We start from the raw sequence: 26809 nt of genomic DNA on the forward strand, positions 1-26809 counted from the left end.
CATGAAAAGGAATTTATTGTTTTTTATTGCCATTGTTTTAACGCTGTCTGCATTTGTTAAAGCGTCAATTAGCATTAAGCTTGACCGCTCCATAACGGTGGATTCTTTGGGCGCCTGCCAGGGGATCTCTTATCAAAAGGGAAGGATCTTTTTATATGGCGACCGCGAAGTTGGAATGATCCGGGAATTTAGAATGGTGAATGACAGCCTGGTTTATCAGCATAAAGAAGTAAAGCTAACCCAAAACGGGCAGGATATTATTAATCATCCAACGGGTATAGCGTATAACGGTATTTCCCCTACATTTATAGGTAACTCTATCCGCCTTAATAAAGAAGGCACTAAATGGAGGGCGGTTATTTATTGTGTGGACTGGAACGGTATGTTAAATTCGGGCTCGCTGGATGGCAACCTTATTAATACTGTTGAAGATGATGCCTGTATACAAGGTGCAAGGCCTGAGTATGTTAAATATAATAATAAGTGGTATGTAGCTACTGCAGATTATGGCGACCACGGTAACGAGGTAAGGTTATACGATCCTGAAAGGTTAAAAAGCGCATCAAAAACCAGCGAGAAAGGCGTGTTGTATAAAAAATTCACCTGTACACCCTGGGTGCAAAATTTGCATTGGATAGCAGATAAAGGTCAGCTGGTATTAATTCAAAATAAAATAGAGGGCCGCCAATGGCGCTTTACTTATATCGATCTTAAGAAATCAATAGAAACAGGTAAGCAAGTAGTTATTAGCCAGGCAGACGAAATAAACCGGCCGGACGAACTGGAAGGGTTTGCATTTACCGGAAGCCCTGATCAGGGAATTGCTGTGACTTCATCACGCAAAAATAATGTAAATTTTATTCGAACCCAGTAATAGAAGGTAGGCTCCTCACCATTGGCCAAACCAGAACATTGTTAATATAAACTTAACTATTAGGTGTCCTTTACTTAAGATAGCATCAATAGCTTTGTTGACATGATTGCAACGCGGCCTTGGTTTGAATGTGATTTTAATACAATACGCCGCGTATTCTTAAAAAACTATCAAAGTTGTTCATGTATTAATTTCCTGCCTATGTAATATCTTAACCCGTCACCGTTATCCGGCGGTTAATAAAAAAACCGGTGAATGCGCTAACATTCACACGGCCCGGTCAATCATTAAATAACTTAAGAAGCGCTCTACTGCTTTACTGTCATTTACCTACAATCAACTCTTAAAAATATGAAAAAAAAGATTACTCATGATCTTTTTAAAGTGTTTTCCGTAAAACATATCCTTTCTTTATTGATCATGCTGCTTTCCTTATCAAGCTTTGCAGCTCATAAAAAAACATCGCCCCACACATTGGCAATACAAATTACCGGTGTGGTTACAGATGAAAATAATCAGCCATTACCCGGCGTAAATGTACGTGTCAAAAACACAACCGTTGGTACTTCAACAGATGCTAATGGTAAATACACTATATCAGCAGAACCAGGATCAACATTGGTTTACTCATTTATCGGATACCTTACATTTGAAGCGCCTGTTACTACAGCGGCAACTATCAATGTTAAACTAAAGCCACAGGCAAACATGCTTAACGAGGTTGTAGCTATCGGTTACCAATCCATTCGTAAAAGCGATGTAACGGGTGCTATATCCAGTGTTAAGGCAAGCGAGTTAAACCTGTCTGCGCCAACACTGGGCCAGGCATTGGCCGGTAAAGTTGCCGGTGTTCAGGTATCACAAACTAATGGTGCGCCGTATCAAAGTACTAAAATAAGGGTGCGTGGTGTTGGTTCATTCAACGCAAACTCCGATCCTTTATACGTAATTGATGGGTATCCCGCAGGAAACGATATTTTTATTAATCCCAACGATATCGAGTCTGTTGATATACTAAAGGATGCGGCATCTGCTGCAATTTACGGTTCACGTGCATCTGGTGGTGTGGTTATTATAACTACCAAAAAAGGCAAAGAGGGTAAAGGCAGGTTTGAATATGATGTGCAAACAGGTGTTAACCAACTGGCTAAAAAGGTAAAATTACTGGATGCCGATGGCTTCGCGCAGTTAGTGATAGACGGACGTAATAATAGCTACCATGACCTGTGGGTTAACAAGGGTAAGACCTGGAACGATGCGATGTATTCTGATCCAAATCCTACTCGTGTTGACAATGTTGGCAATGCCGGTAGTGTAAGTATCCCTGCCGAGATTTACAATTTTGCTACCCAAAGCCTGATCCCCCAAACGGTAAATACCGATTGGCAGGATGAATTGTACCGCAACGCCATTTATCAAAAGCACAATTTATCTTTTTCGGGTGCATCTAACGGGGTTAGGTATTTTGTAAGCGGTGCTTACCAAAACCAACCGGGTATTATTCGTTCGAGCGGGCAGGAACGTTATAACTTCCGTACAAATGTAGATGGCGATGTAAGCAAAAAGCTGCATGTAGGCGCCAATATAGCTTATACCCAAAATCTTAACCGCGAAATTCAGGAAGGCCGTTTTGATCACGGGCCAATTTTAGGAGCGCTGATCTACATGCCATATTTCCCGGCATACAACCCGGATGGTTCTTTAGCTACCAACGCTGCAGCATCGCAATCAGCGACTTATGGTTATCAGTCTATAGAAAACCCGCTGGCACTGGCAGACCGTACAAAAATTAGCCGTAAAGGTTACCGTAGCACCTACAACGGCAATGTTACTTACACTATATTACCGGGCTTTAATGCTAAAATTAACTTAGGTACCCAAACGTATAACGAAAAATACGACTATTACCTGCCAACCACCTTAAGCAGTGGTGCATTCCCTCCGGGTTCAACACAATCATTGGCCGCTGCAACTGCAGCAGCGCAAACGTTTAGTCAGTTAGATCAGTTAGGTGAGTTTACATTAAATTATAATAAGCAACTTGGAAAGCACCGTATAGATCTATTGGCAGGTTATACAGCCCAAAAAACAAGCACCGACATAGTAAGTGTTTATGCAAGGGGCTTTCAGAATGATAACATTCCCGAAATTACCAATAAAGGAGCTGAGGCCAACTATTTTACACTGGTTACGCAAACAAACCCGCAACCTGGTTTAGGTTTAATACCTACACAAAAATCGGTTTATACCCTGCTTTCATACTTGGGGCGCGTAAACTATAGTTATGATGACAAATACTTTTTAACCGGCTCTTTCAGGGCAGATGGTTCATCGCGTTTCGGTCCGTTAAACAAGTACGGTTACTTCCCGTCTGTTGCTGCCGGCTGGAATTTATCACAGGAAGATTTCTATCATAACTTTCTGGGCGACCAGTCTACCGTTAAATTACGCGCCAGCTGGGGCTTAAGCGGCAACTTTAACATTGGTAACTACAATACACAGCAAACGCTGGCAAGCCCAACCGGTGTGGTTTTGGGTAATGCCATTGTAACGGCTACCTACCCGGGTGGCATTAAAGACCCAAAGCTGAGTTGGGAAACAACCTCGCAATATAATTTTGGTACTGATATCGGTTTATTTAAAGGCCGCTTATCGGTAATAGCCAATTATTACCTAAGCTATTCATACAACCTGTTATACAATCAGCCTATTTCGGCGATATCAGGCAGTACCACTATTTTAACAAATCTGCGCGACTCCAAGATACGTAACACCGGATTTGATTTTCAACTGGATGGACGTATCATACGATCAAAGGATTTTACCTTTAACGCAAGCGGTAACATTTCTATCAACCGTAACAAGGTGGTTAAACTATCGGGTAACAATACAATCATCATTAATGGTGCCGAACGGTCTTACCTAACAAATATTACACAACAAGGTCAGCCGGTTGGTATGTTTTACGGTTTTCAGGTGGGCGGCATAATAACAGCCGAAAATCTTGGTAAAACGCCTCCGTCATCAGCATCCACAAACCCGGCAAAAATAGGCGACCTGTATTTTGTAGATACCAACAAAGATGGAGTTGTAAATGATGCCGATAAAACGGTTATAGGCTCGCCGTATGCCGATTTTACTTACGGCTTTTCTGTTAATTCTACTTACAAGCATTTTGATATCGCTGCCTCTTTTAATGGCTCACAGGGCAATAAGGTACTGGATGGCCAGGATTATTACCTGTATAACATGGAGGGATCGGGTAACCAGTATGCCGATGTTGCCAATCGTTACCGTAATCCTGCTAACCCGGGTAATGGTACGGTTTATCGTGCATCACGTGGTGGTACACAAAGTAACAGCACCCGTTTATCCAGCTTTTACCTGCAGGATGGTTCGTTCTTGCGTTGTACCAACATCACTTTTGGTTATACCATTCCAGATATCCTGCGGAGTAAATTGGGTATTTCAAACGCGCGCATTTTCGCCAGTGTGGTAAATGCTTTCACCATAACCAAATACAAAGGATATAACCCGGAGGTAGATTACAATTACTCGAGCGGTGGATCTAATAACACCCAACCGGCTAACCTTGCACCAGGTATTGACTATGGTGTTTACCCGTTGGTGCGTTCATATAACCTGGGTGTAAATATTACTTTTTAAAAATTAGCTAAACAGACAGATGAAAAAGAAATTAATAGCGATAGGTTGCATTGCAGTATTTATTGCACTAAGCCCGTCATGCAAGAAAGATTTTTTAGAGCAGAGCGATCCCAATGCCATATCAATAGATGCCAATTTTAAATCGCCTAACGATGTATTATTAGCGGTTAATGGTATCTACCAGTCGTTACGCAGTGGTAACAACATTGGCGAAACCAGTGGTTTATGGACAGATGAACGTTCGGATGATACAGGTACCAATGATAACCAATCAAACGCCGGCGAGCCATTTCAGTTCAATAACTTTTCAATTTTACCAAGTAATACTTACCTGAAAAGTCACTGGGTGTCGTTATACGGCACAATAACCCGTGCTAATGTGGTTTTAAGTAATATTGATAAGGTAACATTTCCTGATGCCAACTTAAAGTTGCAATACTCGGCCGAGGCAAAGTTTTTAAGGGCGCTGACATATTTTCACCTGGTACGCCTTTGGGGAGATGTGCCATTGGTAACAAGGCAATTAAGTTCTACTGAAGTAGCTGCTAATACCTTTAGAGAGAAGCAGGAAACTGTTTATGGGCAGATAGTTGCAGATTTAAAGGATGTGGTTAACAACAACCCGCTTCCTAACCTGCAAACGGGTGCAGGTATAGGCCGTGTGTCAAAGGCGGCGGCAAACGCGCTTTTGGGCCAGGTGTACCTTACTATGGCTGCCAATTTAGATCAGGCTAACCGTGCCGCTAATCTGGGTAATGCTAAAACCTATTTAATGAACGCATACAACATGCGTACTTTTGGCGCATTAAGCGAGATACCTTATACTGATGTTTTTGATGTTAATAAAAAATCTACCTGCCCCGAACTGATATTTCAGATCGTAAATATACAGGGAGATGTTAACTATAGTTCGGTCATAGCAGCCAACAATCAGGCAAAAGGCGAAACCATTAACTCGCAAAAGCAAACGTCAGGAGCAGGCGGAAATGTAACGCATGATCTGATCAATGAATACGAAACCAATGACCCGCGTATGGCTTACTCGGTTAAATTTGCCAATGACCCCATCGTGAAAGACTGGTTTATAACAAAGTTCAGAGATAACAGCGATAAGGCCACTAAACTGGGTTATGGCGGTAACGACTGGAACCTGATCAGATTTGCTGATGTAATATTAATGTTGGCCGAGGTAAATATGTACCTGGGTGATAATACGACCGCCATTCAGTTTTTAGACCAGGTGCGCGCGCGCGCCGGTGTGCCTACGTATGCTGTAGCAATGACTGATCCTGCATACAGCGGCAAGTTCCCTACACTTAAACTTGCTATTTTGCATGAACGCCGTGTCGAGCTCGCTTTTGAACATCACCGCTGGTTTGACCTGACAAGGTTTTTTACCACACCGGAACTGGTTACTTATTTTAAAGGGAAAACCCAGGCAGACTTTGGTGCCGCACAGTTATCAAACTTTTCAACTAAGGACAGATATTACCCAATTCCGTTTGACGAGAATAAGCTCGATCCGGTAAAAATGTATCAAAACCCGGGTTATTAATATTCTGACGTGCTACTATATAGGAAAACAAAAAGAGGGACATTGTCCCTCTTTTTGTTTTGAAAAATGGGAGCATTCTATTCGCGGAAAGTATTCTTCTGATACCCGGAAAATGATCGGCAGTTAAAAGTCAAACAATTGCACAGTGCAGCCTGGCATTGCAGAATATATTAAGCAGTACGCCTGTACGATTTGCGGCCAAGCACCCATTTGTTTGACATACAGCGTTGGCAACGATAACGTTTTAATGGTAGCCAAAAAAACAGTGTTTTCATTAAAACTGATCGGGGTATTCTTTCCAGATCAGAGGTTTTGCCCTTGCCGCAAGGACAGGGGGAAGATGGGCTGCTTGAAAAATTGATACTCATGATGTAAAATTCAATAGGTAATGATATTCTTCCGTAGCCAGGTTTATAATTGAGTTCCGTAAAGATAAGTGCTGCTGATTAATTTAATATTAACAAGCCACAATTTCTTGTGCGTATACTTATATGTTGTATCGTTAAGACGGTATTATTAGTATTGAATTGAAGAATGACCTAGATGTTGCATTAATACCGCAAGTGTAGCTTCTCAAAAGCTGGGATGTAATAAGTAAAGACGAAAGCATTAGGATATTTCTTTTTCCATCTCCGGCGTATATTCTCCCCGTCTTGCTTTGCTGTTGCACCATGCCCGGTGATAAAGTAGTTTTTGAGCAATGGCCACATTTTTATCGTCTCCTTTCCAGGCCTCTAACGCGGGTTGCTGTATAGCCCGTGAAAAAGAGAATGTGAGTTCCCAGGGCATCTTATCTTTGAACCTGGTATGCATGGCGTTGAGCCTTTCTGAAGCTAATTGTTCAGATTGCCCGCCAGACAGGAAGGCGATACCAGGTACGGCAGCAGGTACGCATCTCAAAAAGCACAGCACCGTTGCATCTGCTACCGCTTCTAAACTGTCCTGAACAGGGCTTTCAAGGCCGGGCAATATCATATTGGGTTTCAATATCATTCCCTCAAAGTCCACATGCTGTTCAAATAGCGCATTAAAAACGGCATGTAATACCTGGTGCGTTACCTCCGAACATTGTTGAAGCGAATGGTTGCCTTCCATTAGAACTTCTGGTTCTACAATAGGTACAAGGCCAGCCTGTTGGCATAACACAGCATACCGGGCCAGGTTATAAGCATTGGTTTTAATAGCTGTTAGGGTTGGGATGCCTTCGCCAATAGTGATCACTGCGCGCCACTTGGCAAAGCGTGCCCCCTTGTTGTAATAGTCGGCCAGGCGTTTACCTAAGCCGTCCAGCCCTTCTGTTATTTTTTCTCCGGGAAAACGATCAAGCGGAATAGCGCCTTCATCAACCTTAATTCCCGGTATAATTCCTTTTTTCTTTAAAACATCTATCATCAGCGTACCATCTTCAATTGATTGATCGATGTTTTCATCAAACAGTATTGCGCCGCTGATACATTCTTCCAGGCGTGGCGTTGTAACTATCAATTCCCGGTATTTTCGCCGGTATTCTTCCGTTTGCGGGATCCCCAGTGCTTCAAAGCGTTTATTGCAGGTGCCTGTACTTTCGTCCATTGCCAGTAAACCTTTGTTTTTATTCATTAAACTCTCGGCGATTTTTTTCAGATCTGATGATTCCATATGGATTTGTCTAAAATGGGTTATTTGTAATAACTGACAAATAATGAACAGCATTAATCACTGGTGGTTTTTTATTTAACTTGTTTCTTTTCGAATAAGGCTTTTGTAAATAGATACTATTCCTGTTCCTTATCTGCCTGGCTCTTATGAATGTTTATCAAAGATCTTTTATAATTCACTTTCTTACCGCTTTCTTTGTTTTACTAATTCGGAATTATTTTGAGCAAGAGTAAGGGTTAACCTGTTTTTATGTGTCTTAGCATACCGGAATTTTATAACTTCATTTTAACTTTCCTCGAGTAACTTTATAGCCATCTATGAATTCCAACAAAAATGCAGCTGCTTACGTACTTTGCTTTTTATTATTAGTGACGAGGAGGGTGATTCGGTTCACCGCGGGCAGGTTCTCTATATCTTACGCCATACAGCTCCGGCCGCAAAAATGGAAGCTGCAGCCAGTGTTTTGCTCAATGCCAGGGAAAACATTTCCGTCCGTTCGCGGATCTTGAATGATCTGAAGATCGCGCAGGAAAACGCTGATCTTAAATTTCGAAACGATTCGTCGCTCTACAACCGTTACAAAAACTTATGGGCACAAAATATTGGCACAAAAGTCAACCTGGATAACGCACAAACCCAATATGAACTTTCCTATAATCAAATGAAGTCGGCCCGCGAAAAATATCTTTCCACCCTGAACGACCTGCAGCTTAGCATGAAAAATGCGGAAAGTACGGCAGCCGGTTCCAAGGCAGATCTGGAAAACTATTTTATCCGTGCAGAAAGCCGCGGAACGGTCTATCAACTATTCAAAGAAAAAGGAGAAGCGGTCAAGATGAACGAACCGGTGGCCTTGCTGGGCCGTTCGGGGGCCCGGCTCGTGCGACTGGCAGTGGACCAGGAGGATATTAGGCAGATCAGCGCCGGGCAACAAGTACTGTTAAAAACAGATGCCAGTGGCGAGCATATCTTTCAGGCAAGGATCAGCCGGATCTACCCGGTCATGAATGAAGCGGACCAGACGTTTAGGGTGGATGCCGTATTTGACAGCCAAAATGGCCCTGCATACCTGCACAGCTCTGTGGAGGCTAATATCATTGTTGCCCGAAAAACAAATTGCCTGACCATCCCGCTGGCAATGCTTATGGCCGGCGATAGTATCCGTGTTCGGGAAAACGGGCGGGTGCTTATCCGAGCCATTAAGACCGGAATTCGAACAACGAACGACGTAGAAGTTATTAGTGGAGCCAACAGGCATACCGCCATCCTTGAACCATTGAACCCAAAGTAATGTCAGTCAATCTACTCATCGCTAGACGGCATTTAATGGCCAGTAAAAAGCAGACGCTGGTCGCTATGCTGGGTGTTACTTTTGGGATCGCAATGTTTATCCTGATGATCAGCTTTATGATCGGTGTCAACCAATTTATGGAACGGACCATGCTTTCTTTTACGCCGGATATACACCTTTACAATGATATCAGTACTAATTACAGCCACTCTATCGCCGGCGAGTATTTTAAAGGACAGCCGGTAACGGTCAGCGTCGCCCATCCGAAACCGCGGCAGGTCCGGCTGGACCTAAAAAATGCCGCTGCTCTACTATCCAGGCTGCGGCGGGATCCGTTGGTCGCGGAAATCTCGCCTGTGGTCACTACCCTGGTATTCTACAATTATGGTCCGGTCCAGATCAACGGAAGTATAAGCGGCGTGAATATTGACGACGAGTCACGGATGTTCGATCTCAAAGACAAGATGGTCACTGGTCTGCCGGAAGCATTGCTGACCGCTGACAAAGGCATTTTAATGGGTAGTGGTCTGGCACAAAAGCTTAATGTTCAGTTAGGCGATCTGGTGAGCCTGGCAGCGCCCAATGGTATGTTGATGCGCTTTCGCGTGGTCGGCATATTTCGCATTGGTATCAGCGCGATCGATAATGTACGCAGCTATGTCAGCCTTGCTAACGGACAGCAACTATTGGGCAAGGACAAAAGTTATATCACTGACATCAGCATCAAGCTGCATGACCATGCCCGTGCTGCCGTGGCCGCGAAGACGCTGCATAACCAGTTTGGTTACAAAGCCGACGACTGGGAAACGGCCAATGCTTCTGTAAAGACGTCAAACCTGGTGCGCGATACACTCACTTACGTGGTCAGTGTGACCTTGCTCATCGTGGCCGGCTTTGGCATCTATAATATCATGAATATGACCATCAATAACAAGATGAAGGACATCGCTATTTTGAAGGCACAAGGGTTTGCGGGGCGGGATATTATGCAGATCTTTTTAAGCCAGGCGATCTTTATCGGTATTCTGGGTGCGCTGAGCGGCATGCTGCTGGGTTTTATTTTAGCTTATGCGTTGTCCAGTGTACCGTTCCCGCCTAACGAGTATGTTGCGTTAAAATACTTTCCGGTCGCTTTCGAGCCGGCACACTATTTTTTTGGTTTACTATTCGGCTCATTGACGCCGCTGGCTGCCGGCTTGATGCCGTCACTCAAAGCAGCGAAGATCGATCCGGTAATGATATTAAGAGGATGACACCAGCACTCACTGCCGAAAAGCTTAACAAGTATTTTCACGAACCTGAAGAATTCCGGGTACTGCAGGACATTTCATTTACCATCAATAAAGGTGAATTCGTACCGATTATTGGCAAGTCGGGCTGCGGCAAATCGACGTTGCTTTACCTGCTCAGCACCCTGGACACTGATTATAGCGGCACGATCACGATCAACGGGGAACGGGTTACCGGGTTATCACAAAATGAACTGGCATTGTTTCGCAATCAGCATATTGGCTTTGTCTTCCAGTTCCATTTCTTGCTTCCGGAGTTTACCGCTTTGGAAAATGTGATGCTTCCGGCGCTGAAACTCGGGCGCTGGTCAAAAGCGGAGACAGAGGAGCGCGCTTTAGCGCAATTGCAGCAGTTGGAAATGGCGCCTTTCGCCCGACAGCTATCCAGTAAGCTTTCCGGCGGGCAGCAGCAGCGTATCGCCATCGCACGTGCATTGATCAATGAGCCAATGATCATCATGGCAGACGAGCCGACGGGTAACCTGGATAGCGGGAACACCAGGCTCGTTTTTGACATTTTCAATCAGTTGGCACATGAAAAAGGCATCGCCGTCCTCGCGGTCACCCATGATCTTGATTTTGCCAAACAGGCTGACCGTGTTATTGAGATGAAAGACGGTCATATCGTTTCGCCGGGTGCGTAAGATCAGCAGTATTGCTGATCACGGTCATCCTTTACTACCTCCATGTGAACCAGCTTTGTTTAAACACAGATAGATCATGAAAAAGATACTTGTTTTAACTGATTTCAGTGAAAATTCCGTACACGCCGCTGCGTTTGCACAGGTCCTGGCAAAGCAGCTGCACACCGGGCTGTTGCTGTATCATGTCGTCCAATCTATCCCGTTCGTTCCAAATTACGCGGGCGGCGGCTTCGTTACAGAAACAGAAAACCTCTTCGCGGAAGACAGTCGCACGCAACTGGTGGAACTACGGGACAAATTGCTCGCCGGCCGGGAAGACGCTGCTTCGATGGACATCCTTACTGCTGAAGGCGACCTGGGCAGTAACGTTAAACAACTGCTTCAGGACTCGCCCATCGAACTGATCGTGATGGGCGCACCTGAAAGCAGCGTCGCTGATCATTTACTGACCGGCAGTGAAACGCGTACGGTGATCCGGTCGTCCGAAAGGCCTGTTCTGGTCATACCGATGTGTATGCCGGTAAAAGCCATTAGCAACTTCGTACTTGCAACCGATTACCGTTCAGAAGATCTGAGTGTCCTTCGCTATTTGAGTAAATGGGCTATGAAGGTCGACGGCCGGCTGGATGTCGTCCATGTCCAGACGAATGGCGAGGTAGCCGCCCTTAACGGTCAACAAAGGCAGATTTTTGAATTTTTCTTAAATAACCTCGAGTTCGATAACTACCAATGTCACGACCTGCACGGTAAAAATATCCAGGAACGCCTGCATCGCTTTTGTGCCGATAAAAAAGCGGATGTGCTGGCAATGATCAATTACCATCATGATTTCTTCAGTCGTTTGTTGGGCAGTAGTCATACGTTCAAAGCACTGCATCACTTACAACTGCCTATACTCGTCTTTCCGGCCAATTTTACCGATGTCGCGGCTCCTTCCGAACAGCCGCGCTGAAAGATTGAAAAAGTGGACACATCAAAAATACTTATCGATGAAAAGATTCAATAAAGCCTGGCATGAGGCTCACGTTATGCCCAAGCACGCAACACTTGAACAACGCATCAGCTGGCACCTGGCCCATCAGGAAAACTGCGGCTGCCGGCCTATGCCGCAAAAACTGCAGATGGAACTCAATAAGCGGAACGCTAAAGCTGAAGCTCATGAATAAACAGGAATTATTTGGCTATATGCCTGCGGAGCCTTACCGGACAGCGGTCGCCTATTTCTCCATGGAATATGCGATCGATCAATCGCTTAAGATCTATGCGGGCGGGCTTGGCTTTCTGGCGGGTTCGCACTTGCGCAGCGCTTATCACCTGCAGCAAGACTTCGTTGCTGTCGGCTTACTTTGGAAATACGGTTATTATGACCAATTGCGGGACACGACCAACCACATGACCGCTGCTTTCATCGAAAAAAATTATTCGTTCCTAACAGATATAGATCTTACTTTCAGCGTCATCGTCCATCAGTCTCCGGTACACGTCAAGGTTTACCTGTTACCGCCGGCGACATTCGGTTGCGCGCCGCTGTTTTTGCTGACCACCGATATACCCGAGAACGACGAGCTTTCCCGGTCCATCACGCACCGGCTGTATGAGTCGAACGAGGCGACGCGCATTGCACAAAACATCGTTTTAGGCATTGGCGGCGCTAAGATGCTCGATTTATTGGCGCTTACACCGGAGGTTTACCACCTCAACGAGGGACATGCCGTAGCCCTTAACTTTTATCTGTATGACAAGTTCAAAGATCTGGCGGAGGTAAAGAAACGGGTTGTATTTACCACCCACACACCGGAGATGGCCGGAAATGAAGCACATAGTTTTGCATTACTGGACACGATGTCCTTTTTTTACCACCTGACGGAAACAGCGGTCAAAGCGTTGCTTTCGCTCAGCGGGGAGCAGTTCAACTACACGCTGACGGCGCTGAAGTTCGCACGAAAGGCCAACGGTGTTTCTAAACTTCATGCACTTACTGCACAGCAGATGTGGGGCGGTAACGCCGGGATCTGTCCCATCATAGCGATCACCAACGCGCAAAACCATGACCATTGGTCGGACATTCTGTTAAGCCAGCACCTGGTAGCGAGCGACCGCGAAGCGTTCTGGCGCCGCAAGCAGGCATTGAAGCACGAACTCTTCCAGGTCGTCGCGGACCAATGCGGCAAATTATTCCGCGACGACATACTTACGATCGTTTGGGCACGGCGGTTCGCCGGGTATAAACGCAGCGGATTGCTGATGGCAGAATGGTCGGCGTTTGTTAACCTCGTTACACAGGTTAAATTTCCGGTGCAGTTGATCTGGGCCGGGAAGCCCTATCCGGGTGATGCTTATGGTACCGGGGAATTTAACCAGTTGATCAACCGTAGCTTCGGTTTCTCCAATTGTGCCGTACTGACCGGGTATGAATTACGGCTGTCGTCATTGTTAAAGAAAGGCGCTGATGTTTGGCTGAACACACCACGCCTGTATCATGAAGCCTCCGGAACAAGTGGAATGACCGCGGCCATGAACGGAACGGTGAACCTAACAATCCCCGATGGCTGGGTGCCTGAGTTTGCTCGGGACCTCGTTAACTGCTTTTTGATCCCGACGGCCCCGCAAACATTACAGGATGCCCAAAAGGATGAACTGGAAAACAAAGCCCTGTTGCAGATACTCACGGAAAAGGTATTACCCCTGTATTATGAACAGCCGGAGGAATGGTTCCGGGTCGCCCTTGCCGCTTACGGGGATGTCAGAACAGCTTTCGGAAGCGATCGCCTGGCTCAGCAATATTACCAGGAACTGTATGCATGAGCAGACGCATGCGTCCCGATGACCCGGATCATGTTTTTGCACCAAGCGATCTGCGAACTTTATAAAAACGACGCAAGCAAAAATATGAAAACGATCCTCCTCATTAACGACGGTTCAACAGCCGTGCTATCCGCTGCAAAGTTAACGCTGCAGATCGCGCGAGACATGCAGGCCGAGATCCTCATCGTCCAAACCTACCCGCAGCTCAAGGCGCTCCCTGTCAAAGTACTGGCCGGCTCACGAGGCGGATCGGCTGAGGCTGCTGAACGGAAACCGGAGCGGTTCTACCACCTGTTTCAGCGGCTCAGTCAATCGCAGGACGGCTTTCAACCGGCGATCTCCATGGTCGAGCTACCGCAGGCAGATGCTCCGGCTGTTGCCAGCTTCGCGCAGAAAGCGGGCTGCTGGCTGATCGTTCGTGGTTGCGGTAAAATGCCGCCAGGGCAGGAGACGCTCGATTACCAAAGCTTGCTTAACCGGCTGCACTGTCCGTTGCTGCTGATGCCGGAACGCTGGGATGGTGAAGGGATTCACCGTATGACCTATATGGCCGACCTCAGGTATTGCCGGCTCAATATCATGCGTTACCTGGCCCGCTGGGCAACGGCATCCCGGGCCAGCCTGTCCCTGGCGCATTTCAGCAAAGAAGGGCTGGTACCTATTGTTGAAAGTTATGGGGTTCAGCTTTTCGCGGACGTTGCAAGACAACTTCCGCCCTGTTCGCTGTCTTTTAATAACATTCGGGAGCCCGATATTCATCGCGCGGTAGACATATTGATCAATGGTCTGCATACGGACCTGATTGCACTGATCAATCACCGGTTCCATTTTGAACAACTCATCGGCAACCGGCTGACCGACCAGTTTCCTCCAGCCATCGGAGTGCCGCTGCTGCTATTTCCCATGTAATGGTTGGCGATGTCGATGCAAACACACAAGGAAACACCTTTCTGGACGCTTGACGCCGCGGCAGCATTCAAACAGCTAAACACGAGAGCTGCCGGTCTTTCCACTCCGGAAGCCCGGCAGCGGCTTCGGAAATATGGCGAGAACACGGTGACTTCCAACAGGACGAGCCAGGCATTCGTCTTGTTCCTAAGGCAATTTAAAAGCCCCGTTACTATCCTGCTCGTCGTGGCATCGATAATGGCAGCAGGTCTGGGCGATACGGCTGACGCCATTATCATTTGCGGGATCGTGCTGATTAGCGGTTGGCTTGGTTTCTGGCAGGAGAAGGGTGCAGACAGGGCGGTAAAACATTTGCTGGAGCTGGTACAGTTGAATTGTTCCGTATGCAGGGATGGCCGTAATGTCAATTTACCGATAAAGGCAGTCGTTCCGGGTGATATCGTTGAACTGTCCGCCGGTGATATGATACCAGGGGATTGCCTGGTGCTGACCATGACAGCCTTATATGTCGATGAAGCGGCATTCACAGGTGAATCATTTCCGGTTGAAAAATACAACTTACCCCTGGCGGCAGCTACGCCGCTGGCTAAAAGGACCAACGCCTTGTTCATGGGCAGTCACGTGGTCAGCGGAACGGCAAGCGCGCTTGTTGTCGCTACCGGCATAGCTACAGAATTCGGTAAGTTATCATCCAGCCTGAGCAATGATCCACCGGAGACCGATTTCGAACTGGGGATCCGCAAGTTCGGCTATTTGTTAATGGAGTTGACCTTGTTGCTGGTCATCATCATTTTCGCCCTGAATGTCTGGCTGCATAAACCCGTCCTGGATTCTTTTCTATTTTCACTGGCACTTGCGGTCGGCCTTACGCCCCAGCTGCTCCCGGCCATTATCAGTGTAAATCTGGCGGCAGGCGCGAGAAAGATGGCCGGCATGCAAGTGATCGTTAAAAGGCTGTCGGCCATTGAGAATTTCGGGAGTATGAATATACTCTGTACGGACAAGACCGGCACCATCACTGTAGGGAAGGTGGTGGTCAAAGACGCGCTCGATTGTGAAGGAAACGTCAGTCCAAGCGTGTTGCGCGATGCCTGGCTGAACGCGTCCCTGCAACGAGGGTTCCATAATCCGATCGACCAGGCCATCTGCGAGGCTTACCGCGGAACGGATGCCTTACCTGATGCGACGGCAGAGATCCCCTATGATTTTTCCCGCAAGCGATTAAGCATTCAGGTAGAAGAGTCTGGCCGTTCCCGGCTGATCACGAAAGGGGCTTTTTCATCGGTGCTGGCAATTTGTACCGACTTAACAATTAAGGGGCAGGTACAGCCCCTCACCGCTGAGCGTAAACAAGGGCTAATTGACCGTTATGAAGTGCTGAGTCGCAGCGGTTACCGAACGCTGGCGCTGGCCGTGAAGGACATCCCGGATAAGCACAAGATCAACCGGCAAGACGAATCAGGGATGATTTTTCAGGGATTTATTACCCTGTTCGATCCGCCAAAACCCGACAGCGCCGCTACGCTGCTCCGTTTGCAGGAGTCGGGTGTCCGGCTGAAAATCATCACTGGCGACAATGCGCTGGTGGCGCAGCATCTTGCCGGCTTACTGGAAATGACAGCGCCCAGGATATTGACGGGGGGAGCAATGCGCCAAATGAGCCCATCCGCCTTAGCGCATGCTGCCCCGCGCACGGACATTTTTGCCGAAGTAGAGCCCAACCAGAAAGAAAGAATCATTCTGCTGTTGAAGAAGGCAGGTCATGTGGTTGGCTTTATGGGTGATGGCATCAATGACGCCCCGGCCCTGCACGCGGCCGATGTCGGGATCTCTGTAAATACGGCGGTTGATGTGGCCAAAGAAGCCGCTGACATTGTGCTGCTCGACAGTGAACTGCAAGTCCTGGCGAACGGCATTATAGAAGGCCGTAAAACATTTGCCAATACGATGAAATATGTGTTCATGGCCACCAGCGCCAACTTCGGAAACATGTTCAGCATGGCGGGTGCCTCGCTGTTTCTTCCTTTTCTGCCACTGTTGCCGAAACAGGTGTTGTTGACGAACCTGCTCACCGATTTTCCGGAAATGGCCATCGCCAGTGACAAGGTTGAGCAGAGCCAGCTCGCTTTGCCACAACGTTGGGATATGGTTTTCATCCGTAAATTCATGGTCACCTTCGGCCTGCTGAGTTCTGTATTTGACTATCTAACTTTTGGTTGCCTGATACTCATTTTTCATGCCAACGAGCGGACATTTCAAACCGGCTGGTTTACCGAATCCGTGATATCAGCGGTCGTCATCGTGCTGGTTGTACGCACCCGTCAGGCATTTTTTAGGAGCCTACCGGGAAATGCCTTGCTGGCGGCAAGTCTGGCGGTCATCCTGGCGGTCTGTCTGATCCCCGCCTCCCCGCTGGCACGCTGGTTCGGATTCGCTGTATTACCGCCAGCCTTATACGGCTGGCTGGCGGTGCTGATCGTTGCCTATATACTCACCGCTGAATTGGTCAAGCACTGGTTTTACCGGAAGCTGCTGGCGCTTTCGCTCCGAAAAAAGCACACCGTTGCCGAGTCTCACTTGTCTACGTGATGCCCATCACAGTATCACCGCGTTCATTTTTGGACTTTTAAGCCAAAACAATTGCAATGAAAACCATTCTGATCCCTACTGATTTTTCGGCAGCTGCGGCAAATGCGGCGCGTTACGGTTTATTCCTGGCCCAACACCTGCAGGCCGATATCCAGCTTATCCATGCATTTAAAGTACCAGCGGAGGCACGCGCGGCGGCGCAAACCGCATGGCCATTGAATGATTACGAACAGGTTAAACGGGATTGTGTTCTGGAACTGGATAACCTGCGTCACCAATTGGAACTGGAAACGATCGCTTCGGTATCGCCGCGTAACTATATCAGCCGTATCACCGGCACGGCCGAACTTGGCGAGGTTACCGTCATGACCCGAAACCTGGTTGACCATTACCGTTCACCGCTGGTCGTTATGGGCATGTCAGGCGCGGGAAACCTCCAGCGCCTGTTGATAGGCAGTAGTAGCCGGGAACTGATCGATAAAGCTACCTTTCCTGTCCTGCTGGTGCCTGATCTGCCGGTAACGAAACAGTTGAAAAAGATCGCCTTCGCCACTGATCTCAGTAAAGGAGACATTCAGATCATTCATTCCCTGGCGAGCCTCGCCAGGCCCTTTAATGCAGAGATCCTGATCGCACATATAACCGATGATAAGTATGATACAGTGGCACGGCAGCACCAGGTAAACGAGTTCATGAGCGGAGTGACGGATCAAGCCAACTATGGGCAGATCTATTACCGGCATATCAAAAGCATGGATGTTGACCATGGTCTGGATTGGCTGTCTGAGCATGGGCAGATCGACCTCCTCGCCATGGTACATCGTCCGCATCCCTTCTTTGAAAAGATCTTTAAGGGAAGTCATACACAGCGATTGGCCAGGCACATTCGGATCCCTTTGTTGGTTTTTCCACCTGATGCCCATGGTGTTTGCTTTTAAATGATGTATGCTATGAAAGGTGAAATGAATGCGATGATGCTGGAGCGGCCGGGGCAGCCACTGATGTATCGGAAAGTTGCTATTCCGCAACCGGGACCGGGCGAGCTGCAATTACGGGTGATCGCCTGCGGCGTTTGCCGTACCGACCTGCATATCGTCGATGGAGAACTGACAGCCGCCAAGCTGCCGCTGATCCCGGGTCACGAAGTGATCGCCCGCATTACGGCTTTAGGCGTCAGTGTCACGGGCTTCTGTACTGGCGACATTGTGGGTGTCCCATGGCTGGGCTACACCTGCGGTGCCTGCCGGTATTGCCTCGCCGGCCGGGAGAACCTCTGTGAAAAAGCGAAGTTCACCGGCTACACCCTCGATGGCGGTTATGCTGAATTTATGGTTGCAGATGCGCGGTTTTGTTTTCTGATGCCAGCGGGTTACCAGGAGGCCACCGCCGCACCGCTCTTATGCGCCGGCCTGATCGGGTTCAGGTCCTACCGGATGATCCGCCCGGAAGCAACCAGGATCGGGCTCTATGGTTTTGGGGCCGCCGCACACATTTTGACGCAGATCGCCAAAGCGCAGGGAAAGCAGCTATTTGCCTTCACGCGTGAAGGGGATACAGCGGCTCAGTTGTTCGCGATCAGGATGGGTGCCGGCTGGGCCGGCGGCAGTCTGGATAAAGCACCCGAACGGCTGGATGCAGCGATCATCCTGGCTCCTGCAGGTGAACTTATCCCCAAAGCATTAAAGGACGTTGATAAGGCCGGACAGGTGATCTGCGGGGGCATTCACATGAGTGATATACCCAGCTTTCCCTATGCGCTGCTTTGGGAGGAGCGCTCGGTCCAGTCAGTGGCGAACCTCAGCCGCGAAGACGCTAAGGCGTTTTTACAGCAACTCGCGTTATCGCCGGTTAAAACGCAAACCACCACATTTCCTTTAAGCCAGGCGAATGAGGCCTTGCGTCAATTGCGCAGCGGACAACTACAGGGCGCTGCTGTGTTGCTGATTAACGGTCATTAGCGGCAGTCACCGGACTGCCGCCCGATTCGTCTATTCAGCGGCTATCCCTGCCGGAATGATCAGTACCGGAAGGTCTTGTTTATCCAGCAATGTTTGCGCCTGATTCTGTTTAAAAAGACGGTTTAACCAGTTATGACGATCATGCACCAGTACCAGCAGGTCACTGTTGTTAATAGCGCATAAGCGGTTCAGGCGATCAACCAATTCTTTTCCACCGACTTCGTGGTAGCTGATATCCTGGAAATGATAACGGGCCACCTGGTGTTTAAAAGAAGCTTTCAACTCTTCGCTCAAAGGCTTTTCGCCCCATAGCGAAACATGTACGATGTCCAGGCTGAAGCCAAACAGTCGTCCGATGCGGGTCAGATAATGTACCGCTTTTTGATCTGCCTGGTCAAAGTCTGTCGCCAGGGTGACCTTACGCAACGCATTTAATGGATGGCTTGGAGGAATGATCAGCACCGGGCGGTCGGTATGTTCGATCACAGCAGAAGTGTCGCTGCCCATCAGCAGGTGTTCCCAGGCTTTACCGGTACGTGCCCCCATGACGATCATCTCGATGTTCTCGAGTTTCAACAGGTTCTTCACCTGGCTACCCACACTACCCAGGTCATGGCGATCATCAATGCTGGGGTGATGGTCCCCTGTTGGCAGCTGGCTGGCCAGTTCCTGCAGGTCTTCTTTAAGGAATTTTAATTTTTCCTTGCCTTCGTCAGCCCACATCAGTTGTTCGATGGGCCAGGGGGCACCGCCGTATTCCGAGATGACCGGTTCGCTGACGTAAGTGTTGAATAAAATGATGTTGGCATGCAATTTACCGGCAATGGTTACGGCCGCTTCAGCCGCCTGTCTGGCATTCTCGCTGAAGTCCGTGAGTACTAAGATCTTTTTCATAATTCTACTGATTGATGAACTTAAATATCGAAGCTATGCAGCAGATAAAACATGACCGCGGTCAGCGTCAGGACTGACAGCAAGCAGATCAGTTCTTCATTTTCTGAAGTCGCGCGCCGTCAAGGATGCGGATCCCGCTGCCCTGCCGTCCGATCAATCCTTCATCTTTAAAATCCGTCAGGGTCCGGCTGACCGTCTCTGTTGCCATGCCGGCCATAGCAGCCAGCTCATCCCGGGAGATATTGAATTCTTCCGCGGGCGCAAACTGCGTCTGCAGCCGAAGCAACACCTGCGACATTCTTTTACGGACTGACTGGTAAGCGAATTGCAATAACTGGTCTTCTTTTTCCCGGATATCATTAGCCAATATTTTCAAAAACTGCTGACTAATGTCCGGGTAACGGGTCAGCAGATTCATGATCATTTCTTTAGGTAAAAGGCATACCGCTGAATCCTCCAGCGCTTGAGCTGTTTCCGCCTGCACATCAGCTACCAACAGACCGTTGATACCGACGTAATCCTCTGGTTTGTAGAGGCCGGTCATCAGCTCGCGGCCGTCTTCGGTAAGTTTAAAAGTTTTAATTCCGCCTTCCAGCACGAGATAGATGCCTTGCGGCTCGTCCCCTTCGTAATACAAGACCTGTTTCTTTTTGATCTGCCTTATTTTCCGGCCGGCAATAAGTGCTTTTAGTTCGGCTGTGCCGCGAAGATGCCCGGAAGCCAGCGTTTCCAGATTGAATAAGGAGCGGCTGTAATAACTGGCGAGCTTCTCTTGTTTTTGCAAGCGGCATTCGATGGCATGCAGTAACTCCATGCCATCAAAAGGTTTGGTCAGGTAGTCATCGGCACCCATTTCCATCCCTTTGCGCAGGTCCAGCCGCTCCGCTTTAGCCGTGAGAAAAATGAATGGGATGGCGGATGAGTCCGGGCTTTTGCTTAAGAGGTAAAGCACGCCGTAGCCATCCAGTTCAGGCATCATGATATCACATAAGATCAGATCAGGCCGCTGGCTGAGCGCGAGGTCTACGCCGGTCTTACCGTTGACGGCCTTAAGTACCTGGTAGCCGCTCAACTCCAGGATCTCAGCGGTGCCCTCACGGATATCGCTGTTGTCTTCGATGATAAGGATCTTTTTCATGATTTACTAATTTACTGATTGTCAATGATGTCTATCACAAATATCTCTAAAGACGTAAGCGGTCAACCAGTATGGCGGTCATGCATTTGTATGACCTTCATCACATTTCACAGCCCCCGCAGATCAAAAGATAAAATCAGGCTCCTGGACATCCAGCTGATTTTTGACGAGGGTTATGCCTGGTGCCGCCCAGGCCGCTGCTTCCGCATCCTCCAATTCCGTAAATGACCTGACGGTGCCTCGTAAGGTAACCACGCCTTCTATAACCTGGGCTGTTATCTTTTTGGCATCGAGCAAGGCATGACGCTCAAAGGCGTCGCTGATCTGCTGCTCCAGCTTTTGAGCGGTCAACGCGGGTTTAACAGTGATCTCATTTAACAGCATCTTCAGACCGCTGATGTGCTGAACAGCCGTTTGTGCGATGATCCGCTGATAGTTCCATTCCACTTCACCCACTAATTTGGCGACGCCATCCTCTACTTTGATCTTGATCTTTTCCTCGTCTACTGCGGACTGCCCGCGAAGCGCCTGAAGGATAGCACCGGCGATCTCCGTATCTGTTTTCTGATGAAAGGCCGAGGGACCAACTTGTATATCGCCCGCAACCGCTTTGACACCTTTGACTTTTTTTGCCGCTGAAAAGGCCGCTAACTTCTGCGAATAGGTATCTACCTGTCCGGACAAGGTTACAATACCGTCTTTGACGGCGACGCCGACCCTGCCGGGATCCAAGCAGGGCTTCCAACGCAACTCATCGAGCACGTCATTCTGAATGGTTAGGTCATTTTTCATTTTGATGGGAATTGAATATTAACAAAGGGACCGGTGTGTGACCGGCGACCTCCTGTGAATAGCTATGATGGAACAGTTCTCCCAGAAAGCTGTGCCGGCTGTGGACCATGGCCAGCAGATCAATATGTGCCTGGCGCACCAGCCAGATGAGCCCCGGGGCGATCTGCTCACTTTTAACGACTTTTACGCTAACCTGCTGATGACCGTAATTACGGACCAGATCAGTTAATACCGCCTTTACGATCGAGCTATTCGTTGGCGATTCATCTTTTTGCGCAATATGGGCAAGCACCACCTCCGCCTTCAGCTTTTGCGCGAGCGTTACCAGTTCACTGATAGCCGTGATCTCCAGCTCCGGATGTTTAAAGTCGCTGCCGAAAGCGATCTTAGTGACCGGCCGGAAAGAAAAGTTACCCGGCACCAGTAACACCGGGCATACTGCCGTTTCGATCAGTTTTCGGGTATGATCGCCGATCAACCAGGTGCTAAACCAATCATTCGCATGCCTTCCCAGGATGATCAGGTCGGCGTAGTGCCGGACAGCCTCTCTATTAACCACCTCTGTTACTAAGCCGGCTCCCTGCACACAAATTATCTCGGGAACATGATCGCCTGGGGCGTTGAAGGCAAGCAGTTTGTGTTTTAATGCCGCAAGTTCCCGCTGACTATCCCGGTCCATATCCTCGTAGACCCCAAGCGGCCAGGCCACTACGCCAGTTTGCGGTATCTCCGCCGGTACATTCAGGGTATGGCAGATCAACAGTTTTGCTTTTAGCGTTTGAGCCAGCCGGTAAGCATATAAGGCCACATTTTCTGAGCTGGCAGTAAGGTCAGTTGCGTACAGTAACGTTTTCATACTACTTCAGCTAGTGATGTGCAATAAACAAAGGCAGGTCCAACGTCTCCATCAGTTTATTCGCCATGCTGCTGTTGAACATACGCGAAAGCGCACCGCGGCTGTAGGCACCCATGATGACCACCGTTCCTGCTGCTGCACTTTTTAGATGCTCGATCAGCATCTCATCAACCTGGCCGGTGAGCTGTGTGACCACTGGCTTGGCAAAATGACAGCGCACGTACTCACCGATCAGATTCCCATCGGGTAATAGCGCCAGCTTTCTTTCGCTGGCATACACTATTTCAATGGGAAACTTGACAGTCCAGGGGAATAAGTAGGTGAACATTTTGAGCGCATAGACTGAAGACGGGTGGCCATCGTAGAGCACCACGACCCGCTCGATGGGCTGATGCACTGCAGGAAGGACCAGTACCGGGCTCTGCGCACCGGCAAGCAATTCCTTCACGAACGGTGTTGGCTTGGCCTGTTCGAAGTGGTTGAGCGTTTCCGCTGCGCCGATGACGGTGAGGTCAGCATAGATCGTTTCTTTGAGCAGGTCTTCTATCGCGAAACTTTTATCCTCGTGCAGCAAGTGTTCAATGCCCCGCCTTTCGCAGGTTTCCTTGAATACTGCGATGGCCTGCTGACGGGTTTCCTGGTCTTTTTTTAAAAGATGGTTCAGTTTAGCTTGAGAAATACCCTGGCTGCCGACCATGTCAAATAAGTTAAAACTATGGTAAAGAAAATCTTCGAGGAACACGCCGGTGACCACAGACTTTCCGCGCACCGCGAGCTCTACGGTATAATCTAAGGTGGCTTTTGAGAATTTCAGGCCATCAAAGGCTGCAATGATCTTTTGCATGACATTAATTGTTGAATAACCAAATTTAATGGCTCGGGATCCGGCGCCCGATGACCCCTGTCAAAGGCTAAGCTGATCTTTATCACATCCTTCCCAGGCAAATAAGTGTTAACTATTAAGCAATTGGATTTTATATTTAACTTGTAGCTTAGCAGCGATTATAGATATGCTAAAAAGAGGAATTTTCATCTGTTGCCTACTGCTTTGCAATTTTAGGATCTTTGCCCTGGATCAGATCAGCGCTGACAGCTTACGTACCATTCTGCAACAAAATCATAGCCCGGCGCAACATAAGCGTCTCATACTGACCATCCGTTATTATTTTAGGGCCAGGATTGGCAAGGACCTGGCATCATCCAAAAGACAGCTGGCTAACCTGTTGGTTAGTTTCCCGCCGATGAACGGCACAGCCGTCAGGGGATTTGTTGAGACGATGTACCTGATGGAACAAAAGAACTATAATGGGGCTGAAAGCGTATTGATCCCAACCATCCGCCAGGCATCGGCAGCTGATGACCATTGCCTGCTATATGCCTGCTTCACGCATCTCGGTTTTATTCAAACGATGCGCGGCAAAATAGCAGATGCGGTGAACAGTTTTAGGCTTAGCCGTCGCGAGGCCATACAACTGAATGATGCCTATCTACAGGTGCTGGTAGATATTAACATTTCGGACATTTATTATCGTAATCATATGCACACGCAGTCGCTCCATTTTTTAAATGAGGCAACGCATTTGTTGGTGCAGCATCAGATAGACGAGCCCAGGTTTAAGATGATGATTTATGCCAACAAAACGGAGAACTTTTTCACTATGGGCGTAGTCGATTCGCTAGCTTTATACAGCCGCCGGCTGGCCGCACAGAGATTCCCGAATGATCGGTTATATACTTACCAGCAGCGCAGTTCGTATGAGGTGCAGTTGTTACTGGGCCAAAACAAACTCGTCTTGTCTAGATCCAAAAGCTTCGGAAAGATCGCCTATTTCAATTCGACGTATCAGACGAGTGGAACGAGATGAATGCACGCTATCGCTTAGGGCAATTAGACACCGCTCGTATAAAAGGCGAACAATTGATCGGAGAACCGGTCCTTTTGGATCATCCGGAGATCAGTTTACCAGTGTATGAGACGCTGGCACGTGTCGCTATCAAATCGCAGGAGAAAGATCTCGCGATCCAACGGTTAAATGAGGCACTGCAGATCAGCAAACGACAAGTAATGCGTTTAGCGGACGTAGATACTATCGCTGCACAGATCAGATTGGATGAGATGCAAAGTGGCTATTTGTTAAAGGAGGAGCGTTTCAAGCGAGAAAAACTTTGGCTGATATTCAGTTTGGTTCTGGCCGCCTTAATATCGATCACCGGAGGGATTCTTTACCGGAGTATCAGGCAAAAACGTCGCCTGGAACAAATATTATTTGAAAGCCAGAAAAGCGAACTGTCATATTTTAATTCACACCACCTGAGGCGGCATGTAGCTAATATATTGGGTATCGTGGATATGATCAGACATAGTGCGCTCCCTTACGAAACTTACGCTGAAGCGGAACCTCACCTTTTTCGTGCAACGGAGGATCTCGACCAAAGTATCCGGGAAATTACCGCCAAACTGGGTGATTGAACCCCTGTCTTATTCATGATCAGTTAAAATCGAGGGTATAGCGAACGGAGAAGCGCAGATAGGGGTAACGTGCAGTTACTGCCGGGTATTTTTGATAATCGCCCCGCAGGTGAAAATAGCCGAATTCTGAACATAAGGCGAGCCCATCCCAAAAACGATAAGCGAGTTCGCTGGTCACGGCCTGCAACACATAGTGAGATGCATTACCGTTGATCGTCCTGATCCACCCGCCCCGATAGTTCAGGTGATAGGAAAGCCGGTGTAATAGATTTAAGCCAAATTGGCCGTACATACCACCACCTGCGCCATAGTCATAATTCCGCCCTTTAAAAAGATAAGGGTCGGGTACAGCCGCAAGCAAGACAGGACCAGCGCCGGCCCCGGATGTAAGCTGGACATATTTGTTTATACGAAAAGACGCAAGCCAGTTTAACTTAACACTTTGACCACTGTAAAAGAAGGCCTCGTTATGAACATAATCATAATTGGCCGACAAAGTCAAAAGCTGCGGATCGCGCTCTGCTTTACTCAGCCACCAGCCGGCCAGTGAACCATATACAAAAAGGATATTTACTTTGGAACTATCGTCGCTGCCAAATTCGCCGTTCACGGAAATGTTGCTGAATGGGGTGCGGTAATTTTCAAAAGGAGTGCCGTAACTTAGACGGACATGACCATACCAGCCGGTACGCCCATGGTGATCGGCCCTGAATTTGCGTGCGCCCAGATCAAATTCTGCCAGCACATGGGTCGAATCCCGTTCAGGGGTATTTCGGTCGACCTTACCCCACCTGCCATTGAGGACACGATTGAACCCATTCATCGGATTGACCATTAAAGCCATAACTTCACTGATCTGTCGTTTAAAGCCACGGGTGCGATTGTTGACGATCTGATTGGACAACCGGTAAGTCATTTCTCCAAGGACAATACCGCCAAAACTTGTATTGATAAAATCATTTGGTGAGGGGTATTGCTTTTCTGCCATGGTCTCCCAAACATAACTTCCTGCAAGCGTCGGCGGCGCTGACTGCCAGAATGTATAGCCGTTAGATCGGAAGGCACTAAAATATAAACTGCCATGATACGGATGTGCGAATTGGTTGGTGCCGAAGGCATCGTCATCCCACGTCCAGCTTGATGGCTGGAGGTTGTGCCCGATCGTCCGAAATGAGATCCGGGCGTAATCTACGTTCCGTACATAGCGATCCACCGTCCAGGGGATCAGTTCCCCTAAAGCCAATTGAAAAGCGGCGCGTCCGAAGCGGCGCGGCGGGGGCGTATCGGTCACGGCGGTACCGGCAGCGGGACTTAGCGCTGCGGACCGCGGCTGGCCCTGAACCGCGAAGCAGGTCAACAGCCAGAAGGATAAGTAATATAAACGGGGCATTTTAAAAAAGTAAGGCTGCAGCTATCACGAATAACTGCAGCCCCGGTTGTG

22 protein-coding genes are annotated in these 26809 nt (G+C 48.3%); 15 read left to right on the top strand and 7 right to left on the bottom strand.

The window, feature by feature from the left end:
* Position 1 precedes the first annotated feature (1 nt).
* From NPE20_RS11990 to NPE20_RS12000, 3 genes are all read left to right on the top strand, one after another.
* Positions 2-874, top strand: coding sequence for a hypothetical protein (locus NPE20_RS11990; protein ID WP_256538895.1), 873 nt, complete (start codon positions 2-4; stop codon positions 872-874).
* A 351-nt stretch (positions 875-1225) separates the two neighbouring features.
* The gene (locus NPE20_RS11995) at positions 1226-4540 is read left to right on the top strand and encodes a SusC/RagA family TonB-linked outer membrane protein (RefSeq protein ID WP_256538896.1); all 3315 of its coding nucleotides are present in this window, start codon (positions 1226-1228) and stop codon (positions 4538-4540) included.
* A 19-nt stretch (positions 4541-4559) separates the two neighbouring features.
* Positions 4560-6095 carry a RagB/SusD family nutrient uptake outer membrane protein gene (locus NPE20_RS12000; protein WP_256538897.1) on the top strand — a complete coding sequence of 512 codons (1536 nt, stop codon included), beginning with the start codon at positions 4560-4562 and terminating at the stop codon, positions 6093-6095.
* A gap of 609 nt (positions 6096-6704) precedes the next feature.
* Here NPE20_RS12000 and NPE20_RS12005 read toward each other — a convergent pair.
* On the bottom strand, positions 6705-7733 hold the full coding sequence (locus NPE20_RS12005) for a class I fructose-bisphosphate aldolase (RefSeq protein ID WP_256538898.1): 1029 nt from the start codon (positions 7731-7733) through the stop codon (positions 6705-6707).
* Positions 7734-8238: 505 nt separating this feature from the next.
* Here NPE20_RS12005 and NPE20_RS12010 point away from each other — a divergent pair.
* The 10 genes from NPE20_RS12010 to NPE20_RS12055 all read left to right on the top strand — a co-directional run bounded on the left by NPE20_RS12010 (position 8239) and on the right by NPE20_RS12055 (position 19218).
* Positions 8239-9024 (top strand): efflux RND transporter periplasmic adaptor subunit, encoded by a 786-nt coding sequence (locus tag NPE20_RS12010; protein ID WP_354003241.1) that lies wholly within the window; start codon positions 8239-8241, stop codon positions 9022-9024.
* Between the two features lie 35 nt (positions 9025-9059).
* Complete coding sequence (locus NPE20_RS12015) at positions 9060-10277, top strand: ABC transporter permease (RefSeq protein WP_256538900.1); 1218 nt, start codon at positions 9060-9062, stop codon at positions 10275-10277.
* Positions 10274-10957, top strand: a complete 684-nt coding sequence (locus NPE20_RS12020) for an ABC transporter ATP-binding protein (protein ID WP_256538901.1) — start codon at positions 10274-10276, stop codon at positions 10955-10957. Before NPE20_RS12015 ends, NPE20_RS12020 begins: the two co-directional genes overlap by 4 nt.
* Positions 10958-11033: 76 nt before the next feature.
* Positions 11034-11909, top strand: a complete 876-nt coding sequence (locus NPE20_RS12025) for a universal stress protein (protein WP_256538902.1) — start codon at positions 11034-11036, stop codon at positions 11907-11909.
* Between the two features lie 37 nt (positions 11910-11946).
* Positions 11947-12123, top strand: coding sequence for a hypothetical protein (locus NPE20_RS12030; RefSeq protein WP_256538903.1), 177 nt, complete (start codon positions 11947-11949; stop codon positions 12121-12123).
* Positions 12116-13762 (top strand): alpha-glucan family phosphorylase, encoded by a 1647-nt coding sequence (gene glgP / locus NPE20_RS12035; RefSeq protein WP_256538904.1) that lies wholly within the window; start codon positions 12116-12118, stop codon positions 13760-13762. Before NPE20_RS12030 ends, glgP begins: the two co-directional genes overlap by 8 nt.
* An 84-nt stretch (positions 13763-13846) precedes the next feature.
* Positions 13847-14671 (top strand): universal stress protein, encoded by an 825-nt coding sequence (locus NPE20_RS12040; protein WP_256538905.1) that lies wholly within the window; start codon positions 13847-13849, stop codon positions 14669-14671.
* A gap of 15 nt (positions 14672-14686) precedes the next feature.
* Entirely contained in the window at positions 14687-17260 is a 2574-nt protein-coding gene (gene mgtA, locus NPE20_RS12045) for a magnesium-translocating P-type ATPase (RefSeq protein ID WP_256538906.1), read from the top strand.
* Between the two features lie 56 nt (positions 17261-17316).
* Positions 17317-18198, top strand: coding sequence for a universal stress protein (locus tag NPE20_RS12050; protein WP_256538907.1), 882 nt, complete (start codon positions 17317-17319; stop codon positions 18196-18198).
* A 12-nt stretch (positions 18199-18210) separates the two neighbouring features.
* A complete protein-coding gene (locus NPE20_RS12055; RefSeq protein ID WP_256538908.1) occupies positions 18211-19218 on the top strand; it encodes a zinc-dependent alcohol dehydrogenase family protein in 1008 nt (335 codons plus the stop codon).
* A 30-nt stretch (positions 19219-19248) separates the two neighbouring features.
* Here NPE20_RS12055 and NPE20_RS12060 read toward each other — a convergent pair whose 3' ends face one another.
* From NPE20_RS12060 to NPE20_RS12080, 5 genes are all read right to left on the bottom strand, one after another.
* On the bottom strand, positions 19249-20112 hold the full coding sequence (locus NPE20_RS12060) for a universal stress protein (RefSeq protein WP_256538909.1): 864 nt from the start codon (positions 20110-20112) through the stop codon (positions 19249-19251).
* An 88-nt stretch (positions 20113-20200) separates the two neighbouring features.
* Positions 20201-21250: a response regulator gene (locus tag NPE20_RS12065; RefSeq protein WP_256538910.1), complete on the bottom strand. Its 1050-nt coding sequence runs from the start codon at positions 21248-21250 to the stop codon at positions 20201-20203.
* Positions 21251-21373: 123 nt separating this feature from the next.
* On the bottom strand, positions 21374-22042 hold the full coding sequence (locus tag NPE20_RS12070) for a BON domain-containing protein (protein WP_256538911.1): 669 nt from the start codon (positions 22040-22042) through the stop codon (positions 21374-21376).
* Entirely contained in the window at positions 22032-22898 is an 867-nt protein-coding gene (locus NPE20_RS12075; protein WP_256538912.1) for a universal stress protein, read from the bottom strand. Before NPE20_RS12075 ends, NPE20_RS12070 begins: the two co-directional genes overlap by 11 nt.
* A gap of 10 nt (positions 22899-22908) precedes the next feature.
* Entirely contained in the window at positions 22909-23742 is an 834-nt protein-coding gene (locus NPE20_RS12080) for a universal stress protein (RefSeq protein ID WP_256538913.1), read from the bottom strand.
* A gap of 166 nt (positions 23743-23908) precedes the next feature.
* Between NPE20_RS12080 and NPE20_RS12085 the strand changes: the two genes are divergently transcribed.
* Entirely contained in the window at positions 23909-24763 is an 855-nt protein-coding gene (locus NPE20_RS12085; protein WP_256538914.1) for a hypothetical protein, read from the top strand.
* 101 nt (positions 24764-24864) lie between these two features.
* Positions 24865-25368, top strand: a complete 504-nt coding sequence (locus NPE20_RS12090) for a hypothetical protein (protein WP_256538915.1) — start codon at positions 24865-24867, stop codon at positions 25366-25368.
* Between the two features lie 19 nt (positions 25369-25387).
* Here the strand turns inward: NPE20_RS12090 and NPE20_RS12095 are convergent, their stop codons facing one another.
* Complete coding sequence (locus NPE20_RS12095; protein ID WP_256538916.1) at positions 25388-26758, bottom strand: DUF3943 domain-containing protein; 1371 nt, start codon at positions 26756-26758, stop codon at positions 25388-25390.
* Between the last annotated feature and the right edge of the window lie 51 nt (positions 26759-26809).

It is taken from the genome of Mucilaginibacter aquariorum, from assembly GCF_024498135.1.
GTDB classification, from domain to species: domain Bacteria; phylum Bacteroidota; class Bacteroidia; order Sphingobacteriales; family Sphingobacteriaceae; genus Mucilaginibacter; species Mucilaginibacter aquariorum.

Coding starts and splice junctions, on each gene's coding strand:
- NPE20_RS12050 (WP_256538907.1), top strand. CDS start 17,317: ATGAAAACCATTCTGATCCCTACTGATTTTTCGGCAGCTGCGGCAAAT.
- NPE20_RS12095 (WP_256538916.1), bottom strand. CDS start 26,758: ATGCCCCGTTTATATTACTTATCCTTCTGGCTGTTGACCTGCTTCGCG.
- NPE20_RS12075 (WP_256538912.1), bottom strand. CDS start 22,898: ATGAAAACGTTACTGTACGCAACTGACCTTACTGCCAGCTCAGAAAAT.
- NPE20_RS12085 (WP_256538914.1), top strand. CDS start 23,909: ATGCTAAAAAGAGGAATTTTCATCTGTTGCCTACTGCTTTGCAATTTT.
- NPE20_RS12025 (WP_256538902.1), top strand. CDS start 11,034: ATGAAAAAGATACTTGTTTTAACTGATTTCAGTGAAAATTCCGTACAC.
- NPE20_RS12080 (WP_256538913.1), bottom strand. CDS start 23,742: ATGCAAAAGATCATTGCAGCCTTTGATGGCCTGAAATTCTCAAAAGCC.
- NPE20_RS11990 (WP_256538895.1), top strand. CDS start 2: ATGAAAAGGAATTTATTGTTTTTTATTGCCATTGTTTTAACGCTGTCT.
- NPE20_RS12040 (WP_256538905.1), top strand. CDS start 13,847: ATGAAAACGATCCTCCTCATTAACGACGGTTCAACAGCCGTGCTATCC.
- NPE20_RS11995 (WP_256538896.1), top strand. CDS start 1,226: ATGAAAAAAAAGATTACTCATGATCTTTTTAAAGTGTTTTCCGTAAAA.
- NPE20_RS12000 (WP_256538897.1), top strand. CDS start 4,560: ATGAAAAAGAAATTAATAGCGATAGGTTGCATTGCAGTATTTATTGCA.
- NPE20_RS12070 (WP_256538911.1), bottom strand. CDS start 22,042: ATGAAAAATGACCTAACCATTCAGAATGACGTGCTCGATGAGTTGCGT.
- NPE20_RS12065 (WP_256538910.1), bottom strand. CDS start 21,250: ATGAAAAAGATCCTTATCATCGAAGACAACAGCGATATCCGTGAGGGC.
- NPE20_RS12015 (WP_256538900.1), top strand. CDS start 9,060: ATGGCCAGTAAAAAGCAGACGCTGGTCGCTATGCTGGGTGTTACTTTT.
- NPE20_RS12030 (WP_256538903.1), top strand. CDS start 11,947: ATGAAAAGATTCAATAAAGCCTGGCATGAGGCTCACGTTATGCCCAAG.
- NPE20_RS12005 (WP_256538898.1), bottom strand. CDS start 7,733: ATGGAATCATCAGATCTGAAAAAAATCGCCGAGAGTTTAATGAATAAA.
- mgtA (WP_256538906.1), top strand. CDS start 14,687: ATGCAAACACACAAGGAAACACCTTTCTGGACGCTTGACGCCGCGGCA.
- glgP (WP_256538904.1), top strand. CDS start 12,116: ATGAATAAACAGGAATTATTTGGCTATATGCCTGCGGAGCCTTACCGG.
- NPE20_RS12060 (WP_256538909.1), bottom strand. CDS start 20,112: ATGAAAAAGATCTTAGTACTCACGGACTTCAGCGAGAATGCCAGACAG.
- NPE20_RS12020 (WP_256538901.1), top strand. CDS start 10,274: ATGACACCAGCACTCACTGCCGAAAAGCTTAACAAGTATTTTCACGAA.
- NPE20_RS12055 (WP_256538908.1), top strand. CDS start 18,211: ATGAAAGGTGAAATGAATGCGATGATGCTGGAGCGGCCGGGGCAGCCA.